At 32.3% G+C, this 19,928-nt stretch carries 18 protein-coding genes; 11 read left to right on the top strand and 7 right to left on the bottom strand.

What is annotated here, in order from left to right:
• Positions 1–49 precede the first annotated feature (49 nt).
• Positions 50–715: a rhomboid family intramembrane serine protease gene (locus PHEL85_RS12970; protein WP_036825653.1), complete on the top strand. Its 666-nt coding sequence runs from the start codon at positions 50–52 to the stop codon at positions 713–715.
• A gap of 62 nt (positions 716–777) precedes the next feature.
• On the opposite strand, the gene rlmB is transcribed toward PHEL85_RS12970, so the two are convergent.
• The 7 genes from rlmB to PHEL85_RS13005 all read right to left on the bottom strand — a co-directional run bounded on the left by rlmB (position 778) and on the right by PHEL85_RS13005 (position 13,058).
• On the bottom strand, positions 778–1,542 hold the full coding sequence (gene rlmB, locus PHEL85_RS12975; RefSeq protein ID WP_036825655.1) for a 23S rRNA (guanosine(2251)-2'-O)-methyltransferase RlmB: 765 nt from the start codon (positions 1,540–1,542) through the stop codon (positions 778–780).
• 90 nt (positions 1,543–1,632) lie between these two features.
• On the bottom strand, positions 1,633–4,815 hold the full coding sequence (locus tag PHEL85_RS12980; RefSeq protein ID WP_036825658.1) for a PA domain-containing protein: 3,183 nt from the start codon (positions 4,813–4,815) through the stop codon (positions 1,633–1,635).
• A gap of 82 nt (positions 4,816–4,897) precedes the next feature.
• Complete coding sequence (locus tag PHEL85_RS12985) at positions 4,898–5,773, bottom strand: hypothetical protein (RefSeq protein WP_036825661.1); 876 nt, start codon at positions 5,771–5,773, stop codon at positions 4,898–4,900.
• Positions 5,774–5,799: 26 nt separating this feature from the next.
• Positions 5,800–6,600, bottom strand: a complete 801-nt coding sequence (locus PHEL85_RS12990; protein ID WP_156109212.1) for a hypothetical protein — start codon at positions 6,598–6,600, stop codon at positions 5,800–5,802.
• Between the two features lie 14 nt (positions 6,601–6,614).
• On the bottom strand, positions 6,615–8,033 hold the full coding sequence (locus PHEL85_RS12995) for a SusD/RagB family nutrient-binding outer membrane lipoprotein (RefSeq protein WP_036825664.1): 1,419 nt from the start codon (positions 8,031–8,033) through the stop codon (positions 6,615–6,617).
• 11 nt (positions 8,034–8,044) lie between these two features.
• The gene (locus tag PHEL85_RS13000) at positions 8,045–11,200 is read right to left on the bottom strand and encodes a SusC/RagA family TonB-linked outer membrane protein (RefSeq protein WP_036825669.1); all 3,156 of its coding nucleotides are present in this window, start codon (positions 11,198–11,200) and stop codon (positions 8,045–8,047) included.
• 193 nt (positions 11,201–11,393) lie between these two features.
• Positions 11,394–13,058, bottom strand: a complete 1,665-nt coding sequence (locus PHEL85_RS13005) for a ShlB/FhaC/HecB family hemolysin secretion/activation protein (RefSeq protein ID WP_036825672.1) — start codon at positions 13,056–13,058, stop codon at positions 11,394–11,396.
• A gap of 176 nt (positions 13,059–13,234) precedes the next feature.
• Between PHEL85_RS13005 and rpsL the strand changes: the two genes are divergently transcribed.
• The 10 genes from rpsL (at position 13,235) to rplV (ending at position 19,928) form a co-directional block, all read left to right on the top strand.
• Positions 13,235–13,609, top strand: coding sequence for a 30S ribosomal protein S12 (gene rpsL / locus PHEL85_RS13010; RefSeq protein ID WP_018943587.1), 375 nt, complete (start codon positions 13,235–13,237; stop codon positions 13,607–13,609).
• 26 nt (positions 13,610–13,635) lie between these two features.
• Positions 13,636–14,115: a 30S ribosomal protein S7 gene (gene rpsG / locus PHEL85_RS13015; RefSeq protein WP_036825675.1), complete on the top strand. Its 480-nt coding sequence runs from the start codon at positions 13,636–13,638 to the stop codon at positions 14,113–14,115.
• Positions 14,116–14,120: 5 nt separating this feature from the next.
• Positions 14,121–16,238 (top strand): elongation factor G, encoded by a 2,118-nt coding sequence (gene fusA, locus PHEL85_RS13020; protein WP_036825677.1) that lies wholly within the window; start codon positions 14,121–14,123, stop codon positions 16,236–16,238.
• Between the two features lie 19 nt (positions 16,239–16,257).
• The gene (gene rpsJ, locus PHEL85_RS13025; protein WP_004568745.1) at positions 16,258–16,563 is read left to right on the top strand and encodes a 30S ribosomal protein S10; all 306 of its coding nucleotides are present in this window, start codon (positions 16,258–16,260) and stop codon (positions 16,561–16,563) included.
• Between the two features lie 285 nt (positions 16,564–16,848).
• Positions 16,849–17,466 carry a 50S ribosomal protein L3 gene (rplC, locus tag PHEL85_RS13030; protein WP_036825681.1) on the top strand — a complete coding sequence of 206 codons (618 nt, stop codon included), beginning with the start codon at positions 16,849–16,851 and terminating at the stop codon, positions 17,464–17,466.
• The gene (rplD, locus tag PHEL85_RS13035; protein ID WP_036825683.1) at positions 17,466–18,095 is read left to right on the top strand and encodes a 50S ribosomal protein L4; all 630 of its coding nucleotides are present in this window, start codon (positions 17,466–17,468) and stop codon (positions 18,093–18,095) included. The genes rplC and rplD overlap by 1 nt, the downstream gene beginning before the upstream one ends.
• Before the next feature lie 9 nt (positions 18,096–18,104).
• Positions 18,105–18,395, top strand: a complete 291-nt coding sequence (gene rplW / locus PHEL85_RS13040; protein ID WP_036825685.1) for a 50S ribosomal protein L23 — start codon at positions 18,105–18,107, stop codon at positions 18,393–18,395.
• Positions 18,396–18,407: 12 nt separating this feature from the next.
• Positions 18,408–19,232, top strand: a complete 825-nt coding sequence (gene rplB / locus PHEL85_RS13045; protein ID WP_036825688.1) for a 50S ribosomal protein L2 — start codon at positions 18,408–18,410, stop codon at positions 19,230–19,232.
• 6 nt (positions 19,233–19,238) lie between these two features.
• Positions 19,239–19,517, top strand: a complete 279-nt coding sequence (gene rpsS, locus PHEL85_RS13050) for a 30S ribosomal protein S19 (protein WP_018943594.1) — start codon at positions 19,239–19,241, stop codon at positions 19,515–19,517.
• Between the two features lie 6 nt (positions 19,518–19,523).
• Positions 19,524–19,928 (top strand): 50S ribosomal protein L22, encoded by a 405-nt coding sequence (rplV, locus tag PHEL85_RS13055; RefSeq protein WP_036825691.1) that lies wholly within the window; start codon positions 19,524–19,526, stop codon positions 19,926–19,928.

A 19,928-nucleotide genomic window follows, 5' to 3' on the forward strand; every position in this document is an offset into this window, starting at 1 on the left:
ATAATTGTAAAAATTGTATTTGGTTAGATTTTTGTTATTTTTAATTCTGATGAATGATAAAAATCAATTAAAAATATCGAAGTCCATTTTTTTAATTCCAATTGTTTATGTGGTTGCAATTTGGTTTATATATTGGATTGAAATAAGTTTTAACTACAATTTTAATAAATTTGGCGTTCTACCACGAACTTTTGTTGGTTTTAGAGGTGTTTTCTTAACTCATTTTATACATAGCAATACAAGTCACCTTTTTAATAATTCGATTCCTTTATTTGTGCTTTTAAGTAGCCTTTTTTATTTTTATAAAGATGTTTCTTACAAGGTTTTATTATTTGGAGGTTTTTTTACTGGTTTTTTAACATGGTGTATTGCAAGAGAATCCTATCATATTGGTGCAAGTGGAATTGTATACCTACTTTTTAGTTTCGTTTTTTTTAGTGGTATGATAAAAAAACACTACAGATTAGTTTCTTTATCACTTATTATTATTTTTCTTTACGGAAGTATGATTTGGTATGTTTTACCCATAAAAGAAGGTATTTCTTGGGAAGGGCATTTATCTGGATTTCTTGTTGGACTTATCTTTGCAATTACCTATCGTAAAAAAGGAATTGTAAGAGAAGAGCATCAATTTACTGAAACAGAATTTGATGCTTTATTTGATGAAAACGGAAATTTTTCACCTCCAAAAGCAGAGGAGGAGTTACAAGAATAGAAAGTGTATTTTTATTTTTGCTACTGCTACTGCTACTGCTACTGCTACTGCTACTGCTACTGCTAACTGCTAACTGCTACTAATCTTTGTCGAACAGTTTCGTATAAGAAAGCGCCACAAGCAACTGAAACATTTAAGGATGCTATTTCACCTAACAAAGGTAATTTAGCCTTATAATCTACCATTTTTAATATTGAAGGGTTTACACCTCTATGTTCAGATCCCATAACGATGGCAATGGGTTGATTTAAATCAATATCATAAATAGATTCTTCTGTTTTTTCTGTGGCAGCTACAGTTTTAATTTCTGATGCTTGTAATAGAAACAAAGCATCTTTTATATGATCTACTTTACAAATAGGGATTTTAAAAGCTGCACCAGCAGATGTTTTTATGGTTTCTGCATTAACGGGAGCACTTCCATTTTTTTGAATGATAATTCCATTTACTCCAGTACACTCTGCAGTTCTAATAATTGCGCCAAAATTTCTAACATCAGAAAGTTGATCTAAAAGTAAAAATAGTGGAGTTTTACCACTATCTATTGTTTTTTCAATTAATTCTTCTAAATCATGAAATTCTACTGGAGATATTTGAGCAACAGCACCTTGATGATTATTGTTTTTAGATAACCGATCTAGTTTTTCAACAGGAACCATACTTGTGCTAAGATTATGAGTTTTAATTAACTTATTAAGTTCGTAAAACAATTCTCCCCTTAACCCTTTTTGTAAGTATACTTTATTAATGGTAGAACCACTTTCTATAGCTTCTATAATAGCTCTTATACCAAATATATTTGTTGTTTCTACTGTCTCTGTTGTCATGTTGCAAATGTATGCTAAATAAAGAGCATAAAAAAACCACCAAAAGAGAATTCTTTTGGTGGTTTTATGTAGTAGAATTAAGAAAACGTATTACTCAATAATAATTTTATGAGATATTTTACTGTCTTCTTTTCCTATTTTAATAAAATAGATTCCAGATTTTAAATTAGTTAAATTTATAACAGTTTTTTCACTTGAAATATTTAATGTTTTAGAATAAACATTTTGACCAGTTATATTAAAAACATTTAATTCAGTCTTTTCAATATTATTAAGTGATGTTATAAAAACTTCTCCATTTGATATTGTAGGAAATACTTTGATAGATGATGAAGTGAAAATATTTTTATCTACACTAAGTGATTCTGCTGTAAACATTCCAGAAAAAACACCTCTACCATGTGTAGCTGCAAAAACCATATTATCATCTCTTAGATCTAAATCTAAAACTTTAACATTACTCATCCCATTATAAGAAGTTTTCCACGTAGGGTTTTCAGCAGAAAAATTATCAGTATACCAAACTCCAAGTTCAGTTCCAATAATCACTTCTTCTAAATTAAGAGGGTTTTGTAAGATTGTTTTTACTGGTAAATCTGGTAAATTACCATCTTTTGCATTCCATGTAACTCCTTTATCACTCGTGTACCATACGTTATTTACACCGTAATTATGCATAGTAACAAAAATATCATTTTCTGTTTGTCCAAATTCAACGTCGGATACACTACCTACAAGTAAGTTTTGATCTAAACCTGTCCAAGTTGGTGTTGCTCCATCTGCATTTTCAACTAAAAGAATATCTCCTAAAACTGTACCAACAAGTAATGTAGATGATGTTGTTGTATGTGTTGATACCGTAAAAGCTGTAGGTGTTGTTGTTAATAATTCATCAATTAAATCTGTTTTTGTTAATGTTGCGTCAGATTTTATACCAGCATACCTTTTTACTATATAATTTCCATCAGCAGAATAATTAGAATATAAAATATCTAAATTAGAATCTAAAGCTTGTGGGTTTATAAATGCACCATTACTTCCATCTTCATCATTTATCTCAACATCATCACCATCAAAATTATATAAATTGATAGACCCATTATATACATAATTTGCAATTACATATCTATCAGTACCATCTTGATCAAAAAATGTGTATGCACCATCACCACCTTGAATCTCTGTTGCTTCATCTGGAGTTGTTTTGGTTCCGTTTTCAATTAACTGAGTACCATTATCTTGTAAACCACCAGCAAAATAATCTTCTGTAAATGCGGCTGTTGGTCCTACAGCAACTGTATAATACTGAGAAGTAATTAAACCATTTGTTCTTTCTTCAGTGATAGTTCCGCCATTAGAAGTGTAAGCTACCCCACCATCGTTACCAAATATTACTTTATTTGAGTCATTATGACCAAAAGCAGCTATGTGTTGATCTGCATGAACATACTGATGTCCAAAACCTCCATACCAATGTGTAAATTGAGACCAAGCTCCTGCACCATCTGTAGATTTAAATAAATCAATACCTCCAGTATATACTACTTCATCATTATTTGGGTCTACTTCTAGTAATAAATCATAAAATGCTTGTCCTCTTGTAAAATCTGTAGCATCTATACCAGTGTCTGCATCATTTGGTAAAGTTTTTGATTGTGTTAAAAATGAAAGCGCAAAACCATCTGTTGTTTTTTTAATAGAAACTCCATCAGTAGTTAACTGAGCCAAAATATATATTTTTTTAGCATCTGTAGATGAAACTGCTATTTGAGTTCTAGCACCATTTGCAACAGTATATTTGTTTGTAAATGTTGTACCATCTGTAGATGAAAAAATTTCACCTCCACCATCTCCATATAATTTACTTTGTGTAGTCGATAACCATATCGTACCATCAGCACCAATTTCTAGATCATTAGGGCAATGTTTATGATCGTTAGCTGTTAAAGGAAGTGTTAATTCTGTCCAATTAGTACCATTATCAACAGATTTATATAAACCATAAGACAAACCACCAACAGTTGTTGCTGCATTTGAAGACCCATATAAAGCATCTGCTGCCGCTACATATATTTCTGAAACACCAGCATTGTTTCTTATTTTAATGTCGTTAATGTGTTGAACACCTGGAACTACGGTTGCTGTAAAATCTCCTTCAGCTGGATTTAAAGAACCATTTACTGTACCAGAAGACATTGCTGCCTCAATAACATCCCCACTTTCTTTAGAAATCATTACTGAAGGTATTGTAATTGTAGCATCTTCTCCTCCCATTGGTATTGGTTCACCAGAAACATTATTCATCATAATGACAGCAATTGCACCTGCATTTTGTGCATTTTTAACTTTATCAACAAAACTACAATCTCCTCTTCTTATTACTGCTATTTTACCTGTAGCATCAGGACCAAAACTACTACAAGCTTCTGTAGGAATTCCATTACTATCGTTTGCTAATATAAAGTCTGCTGAAATTGTAGAAGTTATTTCAGGCCCAAAATTTGTAGTAGGAAAAGACTGATAGTCACCAGTAATTGTTGAAGGACTATCTATAGAAATCCTAGAAGTAGATACAAAGTAGCTAACTCCTGTGTTTCCACCAAAAACATTTACCCAGCTTGTACCACCATCAACAGATTTCCATATTCCATCTCCATTTACCGCTCCGTCTGTATGTCCTACATAAGATTCTCCTGTACCTACATAAAAAATATTTGTATTATTTGGGTCAAAAGTAATACTTGAAATGGCTAAATTTTCAGGGATATCAACTCTTTTCCAAACGGAATTTTCATCAGAAATATTTGTGTTTTTCCAAAGACCACCACTAACACTTCCTGCAAAAACAGTATTGTCTGTTGTGTCATTCGGATCAAACATTAATGCTCTAGTTCTACCACCAACATTATTTGGTCCCCTGTTTATCCACATATTATCAGAAGCATCTCCTGGAGTTCTTGACTGATAATTATTTTTTTGTATTAATTCTTTTTGTAATTCTGCAACTTTTATAGGAGTAGGCCTTCCTAATTCAGGATTCATTGTTAAAATCCACTGTTCTTCATTATATTTATTAGGCGTTAAACCTAAACTTTTTCTTTCTTTTTTAGATAACTTTAAAGTTTCTTTAAAAGGATTTTTACCTAAATTTTGCTTATGTAGTGTTTTTATTTGATCTATAGAACTTAATTGTTCATTAGACTTAAAATATAAAGCTAAAAAAATTAAAAGGCCAAGACCCATTAAGATTATATAAAGGATGTTTTTTTTCATAAGATTTATATGTTTTAAGCAAAACACCTCTGTAAATATTATTTACAGAGGTGCTTTTTGTATTAATAAAAGTACTCTATTTTTATAATGGAGTTACTGTAAAGTTATAACCACTCTTAGTTATTTGAGCAACAGCAAGTAACTCTTGTTCTGGTGTTGCTAAAGTTACGGCTTCACTAACAAATGACCCACTTGTGTCAAAATGTTCTTGGCTATAAGAAATAGAAACAGGTACAATTTCTGTTTGTCCTAAAGTTGCATAAGGATTACCATAAATATATAATAATACATAATAATCTCCATCAGGTAGCTCTCCCATTGATCCTGTTTCTGTACAACTACCTGTACCTCCAAGATCATAATAATTACCAGTAGCAAGTTCATACGCTAGAACATCAATATCTACACCACAAAAATCTACAGTATTTTCAGCAGTTCCAGTACTTAACTCATAAGTGTAACTTCCACTCCAAGTAGTAGAAAACTCTAAATGGTCATTAATATAATCATTTTCTATAGATGCAGAAAATGTATATGGAGTTATATTAAAGTTTGCTCTAGCTTTACCTGTAATGTCTAAAGTTTCGGTTCCTTCAATATCACCAGTTTGCATAATTTCTACATCAGCTGAAGCTGTTAATGACCCTGCAGGAATTGTAATAGTACCTGCAGAAAAATCGCTTGCACTAGCAGTACCTCCAGATTGAACTAAGTCAATTACTGCATTAACAGGTTGTGGTGATGGCAATGTTGCTGTGATAGTTACAACGTAAGTACTTTCATCATCTGCGTCAATAGCACTTTCATCAAATACAGTATTTGAAGTAGATGAAAGTGTTACAGTTGCTGGTGAATAATTAAGTAATGAAGCACCTGTATTGTCATTGTCATCTTCACAAGATGCAAAGAAAACAGCTACAATGGCGAATAAGCCAATATTTTTAATTGTATTTTTCATTTTTATATGTGTTTTTTAAATTTTTATTAAGGTAAACGAGGCATTACGATATCCCATCCATCTACACTAGTTCCACCAACTGATACAGATTCCCAAACTAAATCTCCATTTGCAGCTACATAACCAAATCCTTCAAGTTGATTACCTGGGTTATATTGGAAATCTGTCATTTTCAAAACACCACAAGTATCTGTAAACTCAAACCAGTATGCATTACTGAAAAATGGTACTCTATCAGCATAATATACTCCTGGAGATACTTCAGTTACCGTACAAGTATACACGCCGGAAGATAAAGAGATACTATAAGCAGCAGCTAAGTTAGAAGAACAATTTACAACCAATGAATAATCTCCTAATGAAGTACTGTAGTAAAAAACACTCCCATCTTTTTTATGTACTTTAGTTTTAAATGATAAATCATCGCCTATTCTAAGATCACTTTCTACAACACCTGTATCTGCTAGTAAATCAGTTAAATTAGAAATAACTATATTATATGGTAATGTTGTGCTTTCTCCTAAAGATACTTCAGCACCTCCATTAAAGGATTTTACAACTTCTATTTTAGAAATATTATCTAAATTACCTGATGATAATCTAACTGTTAAATCTAAATAAGCGTTAGTAATATTAACTTTGGCATCTTTTAAATCAACACCACCTTCAGGACTACCAAGTATAGAACTTGTTGGAGTAGTAACAACATTAATAATCATACCTGCTTCACTAGCAACTTCTGCTACAGTATCTTCATCTGTTACTTGACATGATGCAATGGTAACCATTGCAATCATAACAATTAATATTTTTTTAAATGTTTTCATTTTAGTTTTATTTTTTATTGCCACCAAAGTGACGTAGTTAATTTATCTGCTCCTTGAGTTGCAACTGCACTCGTGTAATTTACATTATTAAGAGACTGTTGTGTTAGAGGGTAAGAATATCTTGTAGGTATACTTGTTTCTACAGCATCAATTGCCAAAGGTAAAACAGGTACACCTGTTCTTCTCCATTCAGACCAAGCTTCAAAACCTTGCATATATAATGCTACCCAAATTTGTTCAGCAATTTGATTAGCTCCACCTGTATAGTCTATAACTGCAGCAACTCCATTACTAGCCATAGAAGCATCTATTCCTTGCTTAAAGTAATCAGCAGCAGCTCCACCAATTAATCCTTTTTCAGCAGCTTCTGCCATTAATAAACTTAAATGTGCATACGTCATAAAATAATAAGGTTGTTCTGCTTCTATGTATTTGGTACCAATTAAAGAAACATTATTAGAATCTCCATAAAAAGAGTTTCCAATATCTCTAATACCTGCAGGTTTACCTACATAACCACCACCAGAACCATCTCCACCAACTTCTTGTGCATAAACTGCCAATCTAGGGTCATTGTAAGCTTTCATAAATTCTACTAATTCCTCATTCAAACACCATTCTGCCGAACGACCACCATCTACTAAAGTTTCAAAAAATGGATTTGCATTTGGAGCAGAAGCTAAATAAACTAATCTTGCCTCGTCAGCATTACTAGTAAATAAATTTCCAGAAGCAACTAAAGCTTTTAATTGACTAGTAGCGTTATATCCACCAGCGGCAGCACGCATTAAAACTTTAAATTTTAAAGAACCAGCATATTTTTTCCAAAGTGTGTAATCTCCACCATACATTAAATCTTGACTTGCATCTATATCTCCTGTTCCGTTTAATAAAGACATTGCTTTATCTAGCATACTTAAAATAGCAGGATATACTACAGTCTCACTATCGTCATATATTGGTGTAATATTACCAGCATCTCCTAAAAGTGCCTCTGACATTGGAATATTTCCGTAAATATCTGTTAAGTTATGAAAAGCATTTGCTCTTAAAACTAAAGCGACACCTTCTAAGTTGCTATTACCTTCTTCGTTGGCTAACTGCTCCATTATTGAAGCGTCTTTTGCAACAACAGAATATAAATTTTGCCAAACACCATCAATAGTTGATTGTCTAGGTATATAAAGTTCATTATCATTATAAACTGGTTTTCCTAAGTGTTGTACCCAACAAGAACCTGTTTCTCCTCCATTAAAAGTACTTTGTAAAGTGTTTGCAGTACCCCTAATTATTCCAGCAAGTAATAATTCACTTGGAACTACACTTGGGTCATTAGGGTTTTTATTAACTTCTTCAAAGTTGTCATCACAACTTGTGAATACAAAAGTTTGACTTACAAGAAGTAGTAAGATTATATATTTTATTTTTTTCATTTTTTTTAAATTTAAAATTTAACATTTAGACTAAAACCAATACTTCTTGTTGAAGGTATTTGAGCATATTCTAATCCTTGTTGCCCACTTGCACTACTAAAAGCAGATTCTGGATCAATATGAGGAACTTTTTTGTATAGAATAGCTAAGTTTCTTGCTGTTAAACCGAAAGAAACTTGGTCTACGTCTGTACCTTTTATTAAAGAACTTGGAAGTGTATAGTACAAAGAAAGTTCTCTCCATTTAACAAAAGAAGCATCATATACAGAAGATTCTGCTATATTCTGGGAGTATGTTGAACTATAAAAAGTACTCGCAGGAACAACAACGTCATTGGTAACATAACCGCCATTACCGTCAGATCTAACACCTGCACCAACAATACCAGTTTCACGACCTTGAATAGTTTCTTCTAAAACACCGGCTAATTTACCCCATGAGTTTGTTTGAGAATATATTTCTCCACCTTTTTTAACATCAAATAAAGTTGTTAATCTTAAGTTTTTATAAGACATGTTTAAACCTAAACCTCCAGTCCAATCAGCATTAATATTACCTAATACTTTATTTGTTGCATCAATTTGAGCGATTCCATCTTCATAAATAATATCTCCAGATGTAGTTCTCTCAAATGCTGGTCCATAGATTGCACCTACAGCTTCTCCTTCTTGAGCTATAATATCTACATTCCATAAGCCACCCATAACAACACGACCATTATTAGTTGTTGGATCATCATCTATATTTTGAGCTTCATTTGTGTTTTTTGCAAAATTAATATCCACACCTAAGTTAAAACCATCTTCACTTTTTATAATATCTGCACCTAAAGTTAACTCAATACCTTTATTAGTAATATCTGCAGCATTGTCCCAATATCCAGTATTACCAGATGCAGGATCAATATCTTTTAACATAATAATATCAGACGTTTTTTTGTCATAATACGTAAAATCTAAACGTATTCTACTTTGCAGTAACCTAGTTTCAAAACCAAATTCTTTTTCAACAGTATCTTCATTTTTAATATTTGGATTCCATAATGTTCCAGGATAAAAAGCAACTGGAGTAGAACCCCAAGGTTGAGTAGAATATGCAAAACTTGGTTCTATACTATATGGAGCAAGAGGACCTGCACTACCTGTTTTAGACCATCCACCTCTTACTTTTAAGTAAGATATTACGTTTTTTGGCATATCAAAAATATCACTTAAAATAGCACTACCAGTAACACTTGGGTAAAAGAAACTGTTATGTGCAACTGGTAATACAGATGCCCAGTCATTTCTAGCTGTAAAATCTAAAAATAAATAATCTTTATAAGAAACACCTGCAAAACCAAAGACACTATTAATTCTTCTATCTTGTTGTTCTTGGAAAAGAGTCTGTGTAACACCGTCTCTAGTATTTGAAATGTTATATAAATTAGGGATTTGTAACTCTGGAGCAATCATTCGTAATCTATGATAGTCGTTAACCATGCTGTTTCCTCCAATATTAGCATTTACCTTAAAGTCCTCACCAATTTCAGTATTATAACTTAAAATAGCTTGTGAGTTAATTTCATATCTAGTTCTTTGATATTCCTCATAAGAACCACGGGGAGATTCATGAGTTCCAAAAGCACGTTTTTTTGTGTCTAAAGAGTTAAAGTAATCAATACCAGTTTGTGCACTAATAGAAAATTTCTCAGTCATTTGGTAGCTTATAGAAATGTTACCCATTAATCTGTTTCTATCAAATGAATTAGTATTTGTATCTAAGGCCCAGTAAGGATTATTGTTATAAGATAAATTCCAGTTTATTGGTGTAGGAATTCCTCCTGAAGAAATACCCAGAGGTAAGTTTTTATAATCTCTTAATGCATTCCAATCTACATTTCTCCCAGACCAAACTATCTGTCCTAATTGATTGTTGGAATCACCATAACCAACAGAAGGAAGATTATCACTTTCAGTTTTAATATAACTCGCACTCATACCTACAGACCATTTTTCTGATAAGTTTAAGTTTAACTTTCCACTTAAGTTATATTTAGTTAAATCGGTGTTGTATAAAATCCCTTTTTGATCCGTAATACCTGCTGAAATACGACCATTATAATTTTCATTTCCTTTAGAAAAAGAAATGTTATTATTGGTTGTCATACCTGTTTCAAAGAAATCTTTAATGTTATTTGGTTGTGATACCCATGGTAACGCTTCTCCATTAACGGAATTCCATTGAATAAACTCTAAACCAGCATCTAAAGCTGGCCCCCAACTTTCATCTGCACCAGCTCCAGTACCACCTTGAGTACCATCCACAAACTCGAAATAATTAGAACTATAACCTTGCCCGTAAGAATTTTGGTAGTCCGGTAAAATATATACATTCTCAAAACTTACATTAGAAGAAATTTCAATACCTAACTTATTGTCAGTTGATTTACCAGATTTGGTAGTTACAACAATTACACCATTAGCTCCACGCATACCGTATAATGAAGTTGCAGCTCCACCTTTTAAAACATTTAATGTTTCAATATCATCCTGGTTCAAATCTGCTAAACCATTAGGAGTACTATTACCACCTGAATTAGAAGATCCACCATAAGCAGTATTATCCATTACTACACCATCCACTACAACTAGAGGTTGTGCATTTCCACTAATAGAAGATATACCTCTAATTACGATTCTACTTGATGCACCAACAGCACCAGAAGTATTAGTTATACTAACACCAGCAATTTTCCCACTTAAAGAGTTAACAATATTTGCATCTCTAACTGTAGTCAAATCTTCAGAGCTAACCTGTTGTGTAGCATATCCTAAAGCTTTTTCCTCTCTTTTTATACCAAGAGCTGTTACAATAATTTCATCTAAAACTTCACCACCTTCTTCTAAAGAAACATTAATAGTGTTAGAGTTTCCAACAGTTTTCATTACTGTTTTGTATCCAAGGTACCTAAATACTAGAACATCTCCAGATTTTGCCATGACAGAATATTTACCATCAAAATCAGTTTCTGCACCTGTTTTTGTACCCTGAACTAATACACTAACTCCTGGAAGTGAACCTGATTTATCAGATACAGTACCGGAAATAGTCTTTGTTTGTGCAAAAGAAATTTGCACGACCAACGCTAAGAGTAGCGTTAAAAATCCATTAAACTTTGTCTTCATTGTATAATTATTTGAATTAATTAAAGCCAAAAGTCTTAAATATATCTTAAATAAACAATTTTTTAACACAAAATATCTCAAAAAAAATAACAAATTGTTACGTTGTTGTTTATTTTGGTGAGAAAATGATAGAAAATCGAGTTGAATTGTATGAAAATATATGGATAATTTACTTTTTTTTAATATAATACTTCTAGAAGTAATTGACCCAATTTACTGTTAGTTTAACGTTTTTTAAATCAATGCTTTGAGTAGTTTTTTTACCAGCAGAAACATTTAAGTTTATTTGTGAATTATTTGTGTTAAATAAATAGCCTAGGCCAATTCCTAAAAGCTTTTCAGTATTAAATGTAGTTTTAATGTGGCTAATATCTGTTATGCTATATAAATATGATTTTTCTGAAGTTAGATATCTATATTCCAAGTTAAAGTAAGAATAATTGCTGGCAAATATGCTTTGTTCATTAAAACCTCTAATACTATTTGATCCCCCAATTCTAAAAAGCTCATTGTCAATAAATGAATCAGAATTTAAGTATCCAGTCTTGTTTTTAATATAAATGCTATTGCGTAGATTTAAAACCCAGAGATATGAAGTTGAAGCCTCAATTTTAAATTGATTTGAAGTATTCTCATCTGATTTTCTTCTTCCAAAAGTTGGATTTACTTCTAAATGAAATTTATCATTAAAAAAGAAATCATTTTTAGGTTTGTTAAATTGAAATTGAAGCCCCAAAAAGTAATTGCTAAATGTTTTTACATTGTTATTTAATTCTTTTTCAAGGTTTTCAGAGGATTCAGAATTATAAGTGAAACCCAATTTAGTGTTTGGGTTTATACTGTAAAATAATTTTGAATCAAACTTTGTGTTTAAAAAGGTTGAATCTTGTTTATATATTGAAAAAGCAAGTTGAGGACTAAACTTTGTGTTAAAGATGTAGGGGGTTTCAGTTGTCAGTTTAAATTCTTGTTTTTCTTCTCCAATACTATTCCAAAATAACTGAATTTTTTCAGCGGTGTCTAAAATGTTATTTATGGATAGATCAATATTTCCATTAAATAAGACATCACCATTTTCTTTGGATGCAAAACTTACGATTCCATCAAAACTATTGTTTTGTTGTTTTTTAAGATACATATATAATAAGGTGGAATCTTTTGTAAATAATACTTCAGGTGGTTTTATTTCCTTAATAAATTGTAAGCCTTTGGAAGCTTTAGATATTTCTTTAATTTTTTGTTGATTGAAGATCGTTTTAGAATTTAACCTGTAGTAGTTTTTTAAATATGATTTTGGAAAGTTTTCATATCCTTTAATTATAACCTTGTTAATTGATCTTTTTTTTGACTGTTTAATATCTAGATGAGCAAATAAGGTTTTGTTTTTAATTTCAATATTCTTCAGCTGAATTTTTGTAAAAGATTTACCTTGTTTGTCGTATTTTTTTGAAATGTTTAATAAAGTAGTTTGTAATTCTTTTAAAGGAATAGAGATGGTGCCATTTTTTATTTTTGATTTGTCAAAATGAACCTCTGATTTGGTGTTTAATATAATTACTGCAGTTTCTATTTTGTTATTTAAAAAGAAGTAAGCGATATGTTTCTTGTCATTTTTTTTTATTTGATTTACTGTGTTAGTTAAGTACCCTGTTTTTTTTAAATAATCAGAAACCTTTTCAATTTCTTTGTTAATAGAAATTGTGTCTTTGTGTTTTTTTTGATAATCAATTTCATTTAAAATAATTAATTCTTCTTTATTGTTAGATGTTATTTTTAGAGTTAAATCTTGTGCAATAATTCCTTTAAAAGAAAATATTAAAAATATGATATATATATAATGACTATGTTTTTGTTTCAAAATGGGCTATATATTGAGTTCAAATGTAAAATAAAATCGTAAAAACTTCTTAATAAATATTGATTAAGAAAAAATAACTTACTGATATTTGTATAATTAGAAATTAATTGTACATTTGCAGACTCTTAAAAAAGAGTAAAGGTTTAATTATAAACGAAAAACAGTAATAATTTAGTATGCCAACTATTCAACAATTAGTTCGTAAAGGAAGAACCAAAATAACTAAGAAGAGTAAATCGGCTGCTTTGTCGTCTTGTCCTCAAAGACGTGGAGTTTGTACACGTGTTTATACTACAACACCAAAGAAACCTAATTCAGCAATGCGTAAAGTTGCCAGAGTTAGATTGACAAATGGTAATGAGATAAACGCATACATCCCAGGTGAAGGACATAACTTACAGGAGCACTCGATAGTATTAGTTAGAGGTGGAAGGGTAAAAGATTTACCAGGTGTTAAATATCACGTGGTACGTGGAGCATTAGATACAGCAGGTGTTGAGGGAAGAACTCAACGTAGGTCTAAGTATGGTGCAAAACGCCCAAAAAAGTAATTTAGTAACTTTTTTAATGTAAAGACATGAGAAAAAGAGCAGCAAAAAAAAGAGTCTTATTACCAGATCCAAAGTTTAATGATCAGTTAGTAACACGTTTCGTTAATAACTTAATGTGGAGTGGTAAGAAGTCAGTAGCGTTTAAAGTATTTTACGATGCATTAGAGATCGTAGAAGAAAGAAAAGGAGAAGACGAAGAGAAATCGGCTTTAGAGATTTGGAAAGATGGTTTGTCAAATGTAATGCCTCACGTAGAAGTAAGATCTCGTCGTGTAGGTGGAGCAACATTCCAAATTCCAATGCAGATTAGACCAGACCGTAAGGTTTCTATGGCTATCAAATGGATGATTTTGTACACTCGTAAAAGAAACGAGAAAACAATGGCACAGCGTTTAGCTGCTGAAATTTTAGCCGCGGCTAAAGAAGAAGGGGCTGCTGTTAAAAAACGTACAGATACTCACAAAATGGCAGAAGCTAATAAAGCATTCTCTCACTTTAGATTTTAATAGAAATGGCTAGAGATTTAAAATTCACAAGAAATATTGGTATTGCAGCTCATATTGATGCTGGTAAAACCACAACTACAGAACGTGTATTGTATTACACAGGTGTTTCTCATAAGATTGGAGAAGTGCATGATGGTGCAGCTACAATGGACTGGATGGAGCAAGAGCAAGAAAGAGGTATTACAATTACTTCTGCTGCTACAACTTGTACATGGCAATTTCCAACAGAGAATAGTAAGCCAATTGATGGTACAAAAGATTACCATTTTAACATTATAGATACACCTGGTCACGTAGATTTTACGGTAGAAGTAAATAGATCTTTACGTGTATTAGATGGTTTAGTTTTCTTGTTTAGTGCTGTTGATGGTGTTGAGCCTCAATCTGAAACGAACTGGAGATTAGCAGATAATTATAAAGTACCAAGAATTGGTTTCGTTAATAAAATGGACCGTCAAGGATCTGATTTTATGATGGTTTGTAATCAAGTAAAAGAAATGTTAGGTTCAAATGCAGTTCCTATTGTTTTAAATATTGGTGATGAAGAAAACTTCAAGGGTATTGTAGATCTAGTTAAAAATAGAGCTATTATATGGCATGAAGAAGGAATGGGCGCAACATTTGATATTGTTGATATTCCAGAAGAATTAAAAGAAGAGGCAAAATTATTACGTGCTAACCTTATTGAGGAAGTAGCTAGTTATGATGAGAACTTATTAGAAAAATTCATGGAAGATGAAGATTCTATAACAGAGGAAGAAGTGCATAATGCATTGAGAGCCGCTGTAATGGATATGGCTATCATTCCTATGATTTGTGGTTCTGCTTTTAAAAATAAAGGTGTTCAGTTTCTTTTAGATGCTGTATGTCGTTATTTGCCTTCTCCTATGGATAAAGAAGGTATTGTAGGTGTAAATCCAGATACAGAAGAAGAAGAATTACGTAAGCCAGATGTAAAGGAGCCTTTTGCTGCTTTAGCGTTTAAAATTGCAACGGATCCTTTTGTTGGTCGTTTAGCATTTTTTAGAGCATATTCTGGTCGTTTAGATGCTGGATCTTATGTCTTAAATAATCGTTCTGGTAAAAAAGAGCGTATTTCTAGAATATATCAGATGCATGCTAATAAACAAAATGCTATTGATTATATCGAAGCTGGAGATATTGGTGCTGCTGTTGGTTTTAAATCTATTAAAACAGGTGATACTTTAACTGCTGAAAAATTCCCTCTAGTATTAGAGTCAATGGATTTTCCAGATCCAGTAATTGGTATTGCTGTTGAGCCTAAAACAAAAGCAGATGTAGATAAATTAGGTATTGGTCTTGCTAAGTTAGCGGAAGAAGATCCTACTTTTACAGTGCGTTCTGATGAAGCTTCAGGACAGACTATTATTTCTGGAATGGGTGAGTTGCATTTAGATGTACTTGTAGACCGTTTAAAACGTGAGTTTAAAGTTGAAGTAAATCAAGGACAACCGCAAGTAGAGTACAAAGAAGCTATTACAGCTACAACAGATCATAGAGAGGTTTATAAAAAGCAATCTGGTGGTCGTGGTAAATTTGCAGATATTGCATTTACTATTGGACCTGCTGATGAAGGTGTTCAGGGCTTACAATTTGATTCAGTAATCAAAGGAGGTAATGTTCCTAGAGAATTTGTTCCTTCTGTAGAGAAAGGTTTCAAAGAGGCTATGAAGAATGGTCCTTTAGCTGGTTATGAAATGGATTCAATGAAAGTTACTTTAAGAGATGGGTCTTTCCACGCAGTGGATTCTGATGCATTATCTTTTGAATTAGCTGCTAAATTGGGGTATAAAGCTTCTGCAAAATCAGCAAAAGCAAAAATCATGGAACCTTTAATGAAGGTTGAAGTGTTAACACCAGAAGCTAATATGGGTGATATCGTAGGAGATTTAAACAGAAGAAGAGGTCAAGTTAACGACATGAGTGATCGTGCTGGATCTAAAGTTGTAAAGGCTATTGTTCCATTATCTGAAATGTTTGGATATGTAACAGCTTTAAGAACTATGTCTTCTGGTAGAGCAACTTCTACTATGGAATTTTCACATTATGCAGAAACGCCTTCTAATGTATCTGAAGACGTAATAGCCAAATCTAAAGGATAATCTACTTAATAATTACAAGATGAGTCAAAAAATTAGAATAAAATTAAAGTCTTACGATTACAATTTAGTAGATAAATCTGCTGAAAAAATAGTGAAGACGGTAAAAAGTACTGGTGCTGTAGTAAACGGGCCAATACCATTACCAACGCATAAAAAGATTTTTACTGTTTTACGTTCTCCACACGTAAACAAAAAATCTAGAGAACAATTTCAATTAGCTTCTTACAAAAGATTATTAGACATTTATAGTTCTTCTTCAAAAACTATTGATGCTTTAATGAAACTTGAGTTACCAAGTGGTGTTGAAGTTGAGATTAAAGTATAAGTAAATATTAACTTTCGGTTTAATTTTGTTAAGCCGAAAGTTTTTTATACTTTTGCAACCCGAAATAGAGTAGGGTGACACTATTTTTTGATTAATATTCAATAATAGTAACATGTCTGGAGCGTTTCGCGAAAGAAAAACGGAAAAAACAAAATCAGCGTTGAATTTGTTTTGCGCTGTTTTTTTTGATTGAAATTTAAAGGATGGAAATGAAACAATAGTTTCAAACAAATAATTATTAATAGACGCGCTGGGTAAATATCTATCGTCTAAAATTTTAACTAAATGTCTGGGTTAATAGGAAGAAAAATTGGAATGACCAGCTTATTTGATGAAAACGGGAAGAATATTCCTTGTACAGTAATCGAAGCAGGTCCTTGCGTTGTCACTCAGGTCAGAACCGAAGAGGTTGACGGCTATAGTGCGTTGCAACTTGGTTTCGATGACAAAAAGGCGAAGAGTTCTAACAAAGCGTTAGATGGTCACTTTAAAAAAGCTGGCACCACTGCTAAAAGAAAAGTCGTAGAATTCCAAGGGTTTGAAGAAGAGTATAAATTAGGAGATTCTATATCAGTAGATCACTTTGAAGAGGGTGAGTTTGTTGATGTATCTGGTGTTTCTAAAGGTAAAGGTTTTCAGGGTGTTGTAAAACGTCATGGATTTGCTGGTGTAGGTCAAGCTACTCATGGTCAGCATAACCGTTTAAGAGCTCCAGGTTCTATTGGTGCTGCTTCTTATCCTGCAAGAGTATTCAAAGGAATGCGCATGGGAGGCCGAATGGGAGGAGATAAAGTGAAAGTTCAAAACTTAAAAGTATTAAAAGTAGTTGCTGAAAAGAACTTACTTGTTGTTAAAGGAGCTATTCCTGGACACAAAAATGCTTTTGTAACTATTCAGAAATAATGAAAGTAGCAGTTTTAGATATTACAGGAAAAGATACAGGTAGAAAAGTTGAACTTTCTAGCGATGTATTTGGTGTAGAGCCTAATGATCATGCAATTTATTTAGATGTAAAGCAATACTTGGCAAACCAACGTCAGGGAACGCATAAGGCTAAAGAAAGAGCTGAAATTTCTGGTTCTACAAGAAAGATAAAAAAACAAAAAGGAACTGGTACTGCAAGAGCAGGTTCTATCAAGTCTGGTGTTTTTAGAGGTGGAGGGCGTATGTTCGGACCGAGACCAAGAAGTTATTCTTTTAAGTTGAATAAAAACTTAAAACGTTTAGCTCGTAAATCAGCTTTAAGTATTCAAGCAAACGACAAAAATTTAGTAATAATTGAAGATTTTAACTTTGATACACCAAAGACAAAAAACTTTGTAGATGTTTTAAAAGCGTTAGAATTAGATACTAAAAAATCTTTGTTCGTGTTAAGTAATGAAAATGCAAATGTGTATTTATCATCACGTAACTTAAAGAAGGCTAAAGTTGTGAAAGCTTCAGAGATTAATACTTACGGTGTTTTAAACGCTAATAAAGTTGTTATTACTGAAGGTTCTTTAGAAGGTATTAATACAAATTTAAGTAAATAGGGATTCATAATGAGTATTTTAATAAAACCTATTATCACGGAAAAAGCAACCAATGATAGCGAATTATATAATCGTTTTACATTTGTTGTAGATAAGAATGCTAACAAGTTAGAAATTAAAGGAGCTGTTGAAGCTGCTTATGGTGTTTCTATCTTAAGCGTTAAGACTTTAAATTATCCAATTCAGAGAAATACTAAGTTTACTAAAAAAGGTTTAGTAACTGGTATTAAGAGTGGATACAAGAAAGCTATTGTACAAGTAGCAGAAGGAGAAAGCATTGATTTTTATAACAATCTTTAAGAAAAGACAAAAATGTCAGTTAGAAAATTAAAACCAATAACACCAGGTCAGCGTTTTAGAGTTGTAAATGGGTTCGACACCATAACAACTGATAAGCCGGAGAAAAGTTTACTTGCTCCGAAAAAACGATCTGGAGGTCGAAACAGTCAGGGTAGAATGACAACTCGTAATATAGGAGGTGGTCATAAACAAAGATACCGTATTATCGATTTTAAAAGAGAGAAAAAAGGTATTCCCGCAACAGTAAAAACTATAGAGTATGATCCAAATCGTACTGCATTTATTGCTTTACTTAGTTATGCTGATGGAGAAAAGCGTTATGTAATAGCACAAAACGGTTTAACAGTAGGTCAAACAATTGTATCAGGAAGTGATATTGCACCAGAAATTGGAAATGCAATGGCATTAAGTGAAATCCCTTTAGGAACTACAATTTCTTGTATTGAATTACACCCAGGTCAAGGAGCTGTTATGGCTCGTTCTGCTGGTTCTTTTGCACAGTTAATGGCGAGAGATGGTAAGTACGCAACTGTAAAGTTACCTTCTGGTGAAACAAGATTAATCTTGTTAACATGTATGGCTACTATTGGTGTTGTATCTAATTCAGATCATCAATTATTAGTATCTGGTAAAGCAGGTAGAAGAAGATGGTTAGGTAGAAGACCAAGAGTTAATGCAGTAAGAATGAATCCTGTAGATCACCCAATGGGTGGTGGTGAAGGTCGTGCTTCTGGAGGTCATCCAAGATCTAGAAATGGTATTCCTGCTAAAGGATTTAAGACTAGATCTAAGACTAAAGCTAGTAATAAGTATATTATAGAACGTAGAAAGAAATAATAAGTTATGGCAAGATCATTAAAAAAAGGACCTTACGTTCACTATAAATTAGAGAAAAAAGTGTTAGCAAATGTAGACGCTGGTAACAAAACTGTAATCAAAACTTGGTCTAGAGCAAGTATGATTACTCCAGATTTTGTAGGACAAACTATTGCTGTTCATAATGGACGTCAGTTTGTACCAGTTTATGTTACAGAAAACATGGTAGGGCATAAGTTAGGCGAATTTTCACCAACTCGTTCTTTTAGAGGACACGCTGGTGCTAAAAATAAAGGAAAAAAATAGTAGGATATGGGAGTTCGTAAAAAAAACATGGCAGATCAGTTAAAAGCAGATAGAAAGCAACGTGCTTTCGCGAAGCTTACTAACTGTCCTACATCACCAAGAAAAATGCGTTTAGTAGCAAATCAAGTAAGAGGAGTTGAAGTTGAAAAAGCTTTACAAATCTTAAAATTTAGCCCAAAAGAAGCATCTATAAATTTAGAGAAATTGTTATTGTCTGCAATTGCAAACTGGCAAGCTAAAAATGAAGATGCATCTATAGAAGAAGCTGGATTGTTTGTGAAATCTATTTGTGTAGATAGCGCAGGAATGTTAAAAAGATTAAGACCAGCTCCACAGGGGCGTGCTCATAGAATTCGTAAGCGTTCTAATCACGTTACTTTAGAGTTAGGTAGTAAAAATTTAAGTAATTAA

Source organism: Polaribacter sp. Hel1_85, from assembly GCF_000766795.1.
Taxonomy (GTDB): domain Bacteria; phylum Bacteroidota; class Bacteroidia; order Flavobacteriales; family Flavobacteriaceae; genus Polaribacter.

What these genes read in the sequence shown, in the direction of transcription:
- PHEL85_RS12970 (WP_036825653.1), top strand. Translation starts at nt 50, where the DNA reads ATGAATGATAAAAATCAATTAAAAATATCGAAGTCCATTTTTTTAATT.
- rlmB (WP_036825655.1), bottom strand. Translation starts at nt 1,542, where the DNA reads ATGACAACAGAGACAGTAGAAACAACAAATATATTTGGTATAAGAGCT.
- PHEL85_RS12980 (WP_036825658.1), bottom strand. Translation starts at nt 4,815, where the DNA reads ATGAAAAAAAACATCCTTTATATAATCTTAATGGGTCTTGGCCTTTTA.
- PHEL85_RS12985 (WP_036825661.1), bottom strand. Translation starts at nt 5,773, where the DNA reads ATGAAAAATACAATTAAAAATATTGGCTTATTCGCCATTGTAGCTGTT.
- PHEL85_RS12990 (WP_156109212.1), bottom strand. Translation starts at nt 6,600, where the DNA reads ATGAAAACATTTAAAAAAATATTAATTGTTATGATTGCAATGGTTACC.
- PHEL85_RS12995 (WP_036825664.1), bottom strand. Translation starts at nt 8,033, where the DNA reads ATGAAAAAAATAAAATATATAATCTTACTACTTCTTGTAAGTCAAACT.
- PHEL85_RS13000 (WP_036825669.1), bottom strand. Translation starts at nt 11,200, where the DNA reads ATGAAGACAAAGTTTAATGGATTTTTAACGCTACTCTTAGCGTTGGTC.
- rpsL (WP_018943587.1), top strand. Translation starts at nt 13,235, where the DNA reads ATGCCAACTATTCAACAATTAGTTCGTAAAGGAAGAACCAAAATAACT.
- rpsG (WP_036825675.1), top strand. Translation starts at nt 13,636, where the DNA reads ATGAGAAAAAGAGCAGCAAAAAAAAGAGTCTTATTACCAGATCCAAAG.
- fusA (WP_036825677.1), top strand. Translation starts at nt 14,121, where the DNA reads ATGGCTAGAGATTTAAAATTCACAAGAAATATTGGTATTGCAGCTCAT.
- rpsJ (WP_004568745.1), top strand. Translation starts at nt 16,258, where the DNA reads ATGAGTCAAAAAATTAGAATAAAATTAAAGTCTTACGATTACAATTTA.
- rplC (WP_036825681.1), top strand. Translation starts at nt 16,849, where the DNA reads ATGTCTGGGTTAATAGGAAGAAAAATTGGAATGACCAGCTTATTTGAT.
- rplD (WP_036825683.1), top strand. Translation starts at nt 17,466, where the DNA reads ATGAAAGTAGCAGTTTTAGATATTACAGGAAAAGATACAGGTAGAAAA.
- rplW (WP_036825685.1), top strand. Translation starts at nt 18,105, where the DNA reads ATGAGTATTTTAATAAAACCTATTATCACGGAAAAAGCAACCAATGAT.
- rplB (WP_036825688.1), top strand. Translation starts at nt 18,408, where the DNA reads ATGTCAGTTAGAAAATTAAAACCAATAACACCAGGTCAGCGTTTTAGA.
- rpsS (WP_018943594.1), top strand. Translation starts at nt 19,239, where the DNA reads ATGGCAAGATCATTAAAAAAAGGACCTTACGTTCACTATAAATTAGAG.
- rplV (WP_036825691.1), top strand. Translation starts at nt 19,524, where the DNA reads ATGGGAGTTCGTAAAAAAAACATGGCAGATCAGTTAAAAGCAGATAGA.